The sequence below is a fragment of the Nocardia sp. NPDC060220 genome, from assembly GCF_042727815.1.
Classification (GTDB): Bacteria; Actinomycetota; Actinomycetes; order Mycobacteriales; family Mycobacteriaceae; genus Nocardia.
The window spans coordinates 1-5,332 of sequence record NZ_JBHWZY010000477.1 but is presented as its reverse complement, the minus strand read 5'-3'; the positions used below and the strand labels follow the sequence as shown (position 1 = coordinate 5,332).

At 65.3% G+C, this 5,332-nt stretch carries 8 protein-coding genes and 1 pseudogene; all 9 read left to right on the top strand.

Annotated elements, in window-relative coordinates; all coding sequences use genetic code 11:
• A pseudogene (locus ACFWF3_RS22910) lies at nt 1–396 on the top strand (phage tail protein); the annotation flags it as partial.
• Nucleotides 397–410: 14 nt separating this feature from the next.
• Nucleotides 411–818: a DUF2744 domain-containing protein gene (locus tag ACFWF3_RS22905; RefSeq protein WP_379315208.1), complete on the top strand. Its 408-nt coding sequence runs from the start codon at nt 411–413 to the stop codon at nt 816–818.
• The gene (locus ACFWF3_RS22900; protein ID WP_378989155.1) at nt 805–2,055 is read left to right on the top strand and encodes a glycine-rich domain-containing protein; all 1,251 of its coding nucleotides are present in this window, start codon (nt 805–807) and stop codon (nt 2,053–2,055) included. Before ACFWF3_RS22905 ends, ACFWF3_RS22900 begins: the two co-directional genes overlap by 14 nt.
• Nucleotides 2,055–2,654, top strand: a complete 600-nt coding sequence (locus tag ACFWF3_RS22895) for a hypothetical protein (protein WP_379315207.1) — start codon at nt 2,055–2,057, stop codon at nt 2,652–2,654. The genes ACFWF3_RS22900 and ACFWF3_RS22895 overlap by 1 nt, the downstream gene beginning before the upstream one ends.
• Before the next feature lie 15 nt (nt 2,655–2,669).
• On the top strand, nt 2,670–2,945 hold the full coding sequence (locus tag ACFWF3_RS22890; RefSeq protein ID WP_378989153.1) for a hypothetical protein: 276 nt from the start codon (nt 2,670–2,672) through the stop codon (nt 2,943–2,945).
• Nucleotides 2,942–3,277, top strand: coding sequence for a hypothetical protein (locus ACFWF3_RS22885; protein ID WP_364714266.1), 336 nt, complete (start codon nt 2,942–2,944; stop codon nt 3,275–3,277). Before ACFWF3_RS22890 ends, ACFWF3_RS22885 begins: the two co-directional genes overlap by 4 nt.
• A gap of 86 nt (nt 3,278–3,363) precedes the next feature.
• The gene (locus tag ACFWF3_RS22880) at nt 3,364–3,726 is read left to right on the top strand and encodes a hypothetical protein (protein ID WP_378989152.1); all 363 of its coding nucleotides are present in this window, start codon (nt 3,364–3,366) and stop codon (nt 3,724–3,726) included.
• Between the two features lie 13 nt (nt 3,727–3,739).
• On the top strand, nt 3,740–4,936 hold the full coding sequence (locus ACFWF3_RS22875) for a hypothetical protein (RefSeq protein WP_379315206.1): 1,197 nt from the start codon (nt 3,740–3,742) through the stop codon (nt 4,934–4,936).
• 116 nt (nt 4,937–5,052) lie between these two features.
• Nucleotides 5,053–5,332, top strand: a 280-nt coding sequence (locus ACFWF3_RS22870) for a hypothetical protein (protein ID WP_379315205.1), incomplete at its 3' end; no start/stop codon positions are given.

Below are 5,332 nucleotides of genomic sequence, written 5' to 3'. Positions count from 1 at the left end.
CACTACTACGAGCATTTCCAGGACGGCGCGGACGACGCTTACAGCTTGAACTCGCTGACCGCGTTGAGCTCGGCGCTGTGGGCGACGAGGTCGTTCTACTCGCACGAACTCACCGTCGCTGACGGTCAGCCCTACTTCATCGGCGATCAGGGCCACGGCCACTTCTTCCTCGGTGACCGAGTGGGGGCCACCGTCCATGGCATGCCCCCGGACGAGATCTACATCGACCAGGTCACTCAGCTGGAACTGGCCTGGGCCCGCGACCAGACCCCAGCCTGGCAAATCACCATCGGCACCAATCAGGAAGTCGAAGAGCCGCTGGTGAAGTCGATGCGCAAGATCGACGAAATCAAATCGACCATGCACGACCTCGGCGTGAAAATCAACTTCGACTAGAGACGGCGATTCCCATGTCAATTCCACAGCAGCACGAATGTGATCCGAACAATCCCGAAGAGGCCATTTCCTGGGCGTTCGTCGGATTGCCCGGCCCGAAGAACGCCCCGATGATCGTTCATCCCATGGTACTCAAGCAGTGGTCGAAACATCTGTGGGACTTGGGGTTCCGGCATCATCCCGATGAGCAGACCAAGGAATACCACCCGCCGATCCGGGGCCACCACCATTGGCTCAACTCCGCGGGCACCTGGGTGGAGAAGGGGACACCGCAGCCCGCCCGGATCACCGCGCCCGATGTGGCGATGTTGACCCAGCAGGAGCGGGCCGACCTGGTCAGCCAGTTGCGTGAGCACGGCGACCTCAACCATCTGCTCACCCGATCCATCCAGGCGGAGGCGACCGAGCATGACCGCGCCTGACCGGAAGGTCCCAGACGGGGCTCAAGTCGTCGGCAGCTTCGGTGGACTCACCGACTCCCGTGACATCGCGTTCAGCGGCAATGAAACCCAGATCAGCAACTACAGCCAGCAAACCTTCCAGGCGATGACCAACGCCGCGGTCTCGAGCGTGGTGCGCAAGGCCGATGCCCAACTGGGTTCGTATGTCGGCGTGGCGATCGACCGCATGCTGGCCAATCTCTGCCGGGCGCTGGCCGGGGTCGAGGTGCTCGGCATCCATCCCTTGGCGTTCCTCAACGACTGGGCCACCCAGCTCGATGCGAAGGCCAGGGAGGCCTTGTCGGGCGTGGACTCGATTTCCAAAGGCATTACGGGCCCGATTACCGGAACGATTTCGGGAAATCCGGATGACGTTCTTCCTGCCATGACCCAGTTGCAGACACGATTTCAACAAATCCTGTTGCAGGGCAATGCCACTGTCATCACCGCCGACCAATATTACACGCCGACAAAGGGAATCCTCTCTCTCGACGTCATCTTGATCGGTGCCGGCGCCGGTGGTGGTGGCGGACGTTGGGACCTCAACGGGCCCGACCGCGGCGCCGGTGGTGGCGGCGGTGGCGGCGGTGAAGTGCACTACAACATCCCGGCATCGCTGCTTCCTGTCGACTCCGAAAACAACTTCCTGCCGATCCCCATCACCGTCGGGGTCGCCGGAGTGGGCGGCCCGCCGGGCGGCTGGCACGGTTCGAACGGCACGAACACATCATTCGGTTCATGGCTGACCGCGGGCGGCGGCCTCGGCGGCCTCTGCCAGCGCGGACACAGCGCCGGATCGGGTGGCAGGGGCGGAACCGGGATGATCCCCGGCGGTGAAGGCGGGAAATGCGGCGCGAACGGGGTGGACGACCCCAACCCCGGTCCCGGTCGCGGCGGCAATTCGATCTCGTCGCATGATCTCCATGGCGGCGGGGGCGGCGGCGGAGGTGGTGCCGGTTACACCGGCGGATTGGGCCAATCCGGGGGACAGGGCGGGATCTCGCCTGGGGGCGCGGCGGGATATCCCGGGCAGTCTCCGTCGGCGGTCGTCTCGACCGGTGGTGGTGGTGGCGGCGGCGCGGTGACCGGCGCTGACTCGGGTGCTCCGGGTGCGTTTCCCGCAGGTGGCGGCGGTGGTGGCGGTGGCAACGTCGTCAGCGCCGGCAGCGGCGGAAACGGAGCCGCGGGGATCGTGTACTTGATCGAGCGGACGAGCTGATGTTCGTCGCCAACCTCCGCGTCTTCACGGCCTCGGAAACCTGGTATCCGCCGATGAACTTGTTCGCTGTCGAAGTCATCGCACGCGGTGGTGGTGGTGCGGGCAGCTCGACAGTAGGCGGCGGTGGCGGACAGGCGACGCAAACCTCCCGACGGATCCCGCTCGCGCTCCTGACCCAACCGGTGCCTGTTGTTGTCGGGGTCGCTGGCAGCAACGGCGGCGACGGAGGAACCTCGAGCTTCGGCCCCTGGCTGGCTGCGGTTGGCGGCAGCGGTGCGAACAGCGGCGGTGCCGGTGGGGGATTCGGTTTCCAGCGTGGCGGCAATGGTGGCGTGAGCGGTCAACGGGGTGAATCGGTGTCCGGTGGCGCGGTCAGCTTGCTGGCGGGTGGCGGCGGCGGTGCCGGATCCGGATCCACCGGTGGTGCGTCCGGATTGGTGTCCGCCGGTACCACCAATCCTCCCCTGTGGCAGGTGGGCCAGTCCGGCGGCGGTGGAAACTCCGGCGGCAGCGGCGGCTTCCCCGCCGGGGGTGGCGGGGCGGGCGCTGTCGGTGCGGCCGGACTGGTCACCGTCATCGAATATCTCTTCACCTATTGAACGGAATTGTGCGAAATGAACACAGCAACAGCAACTTCCATCGAAGCCACTGGTTTCGCCGGACCCGCACGGCACTACCAACTCTCAGAGCCTCTCGTGGGAAATCACCACGTGATCGTCTGGACGCAGAATGCGTTCGGTCAGCAGGCAGCCGAGGCGGTCATCGTGCCGGCGCGACCTGACGGTTCGGCAGTCACGATGACCAAACTGCCCGGCTCCTATATCCACCCTGACGCGACTCACGAAGGCGCCCTCTGGCTGGCCGGCTACGAAACAAAGGAAATGCCATGACATCACCGGTCGACCCCGGTTATCTGGGGTATCAGCCCACCGTCGAACCCCTCATCCTGACCACCGGCGCGAGCTTCGTGCAGACGATTCAGCCGTCGGGCGGTGCGGTATTTCCCACTGGCACCACCATTTCCATCGGGTTGACCGCACCGAGCGGTGTTCCGCTGGCCGCTTGGTCCGCGACCGTCACCCCGACCGCCGCCTCCTGGGCGGTATCCAGCGCCATCTGCGACGCGATTCCCGCGAATTCGCGGTACACGATGCTCGTGACCTATCCGACCACGCCCGCGACCACTTACGCGTGGTACGTGGGCTCGGTCATTCGGACATAGAGCATCCGCGTCGCTTGAAAAACGTTGAGATGCAATGTCATCTCAACGGCAAACTCACCCTCGAATATCTGAAATTAGGAGCTGTCATGGCTATCGCCGTTGCTACCACTCGCCAGGCTCTCGCCGACGCTTACAAGAACGTCGCGGGCTCGAACACTGTCTACATCAGCGTGCACATCGCCGATCCCGGCACCACTGGCGCCAACGAGGCGAGCGGCGGTTCGCCCGCCTACGCCCGCAAGCAGTCGGCCTGGACCTCCGGCACCGGTGGCGTGGTCACCGGGTCGCAGGTCACCATCGACCTTCCGGCAGGCTCGTACACCTACGTCGGTCTGTGGAAGACCCTCGCCGGTGGCCCCGCGGACTTCATCGACAAGGTCGCGATCAGCTCCACCACTCTGGGCGCCCAGGGCCAGCTGCTGATCACCCCCACTTTCACCCAGAGCTGACGGAGGGCGCCGCATGGCTACGCAACAACCGACGCGGGCCACCCTGCCGGCGCCGTCCACAGCCGCGGTGGGACTGCCCGGTGTCTCCGTCACCACATCGAGGGCGCCGGCGGTGCCGACGGTCGTTCTGCGCGCCGTTGTGCCGATCATCAAGCCGTACATCGTCGCCGGGTATGTCGGACATGGCGGCGTCGCCGCACATCTGGACAAGGTGCGAGCTCAGGTTTCGTTGTCTCCGACCGCGCTCGGTCAGGCCACCGCGGCCATCTCGCCTCGTTCCGAGGCTCTCGGCGCCGCAGGCGCTCTGGGAAAGCTGGTCGCCAAGGTTGTGGTCAAATCGGGGAAGGTTCTGCTCGGGGCGGGTCTCACCGGGGTCGGTGGCTCCAGCGCGTCGCTCAACACGCACCTCCCCTTGGCCTTCCGAGCCGAAGGAACCGCAAGTACAGACCTGGTCGTGATCGGCAGCGCGGAAGCGTTGTTCGGTAGTGATGGTCGGTTCTCCGGTCTCAAACCGTTCGATCTCGCGTTCGCCGGCGGCGGCAGCCTGGGGGTCGAGGCGGCGGCAGCCGGGGCTGTGGTCGTGCCCGGCGACACTGCGGGAGAAGGCTGGTTATCGGTGTCGACGGGACAGCCGATCGCGCTCGGCGGCGGTGGGCAGCTCGCGGTATCTCAGGGCGCGCCCGTGGACACCACGGGTTCCGGTGGGCTGGTCGCGGTGACCAGTGCGAAGGCGGGCGTCGACATGGCGCATACCGGTATCGGGCAGCTGTCGATGGTCACGGTGCCGAGTTTCGCTCCTGCAGGGATGACCAAATCGACGCCGGCGTGGACGCAGATGGCCAATGACTGGTTGACGGTGGCCGGGTGGGCAGCCGATACCGGCACCTACCCCGGATCGACGGTCAACACCGACGGCATCGTCGCTCAGGCGGCGAAAGCCGCAGCGACGCTGGCAGCCTCGATCGTTTTCACCGCAGCGGGAGCGGTCACGGTCAATGTCACGTTGCGGCTGACAGTCAACGGAGTCGTTGTCGCGACAGGTACGGCGACGCCCGTTCCCGCCAGCACGTCAGCCACCGTGACTGTCTCGATGGTCCGTTCCGTCGCGGCCGGCGATGTGGTCCGGGTCCAGGCAATGGGCAATCAGTTCTTGAATGTGTACAACCCGACAGCGCAGGTGAATTCGGCGTCGTACGTGCGGATCACCTGAGGCCGAGAGTTCTCGGTTGTCGGCCACATTGCTGGTGATTCGGAAGACGAACTTCGCCGATCGGCCAGCGCCGGCGACATTCCGGCTGCTCTCATTCGATAGAAGGGAATCGAGCAATGTCGAAACTTGTTCGTATCGCGGTGAATTCCAATCCTGAATGGACGACCATTCGGGTGCCTCGGCAGGCTCGGCCGGTTAGGGCGCGGCGTGCCGGTGGCGTGGTCGTCGGCTGGCCCCCGGGCTCTGAACCTACTTCCGATGTCGTCGTTTACAGCACGTACTGGGAGGTTCCGAGTAACGCTCTGGCGGGTGAGGAGACCTATCTGATTCGTCGCGGTATTCTGCCCGACCAAGCGGCCGGCCACCCCGGTGAGCCGCCGAGCGACGAGGTAAGTG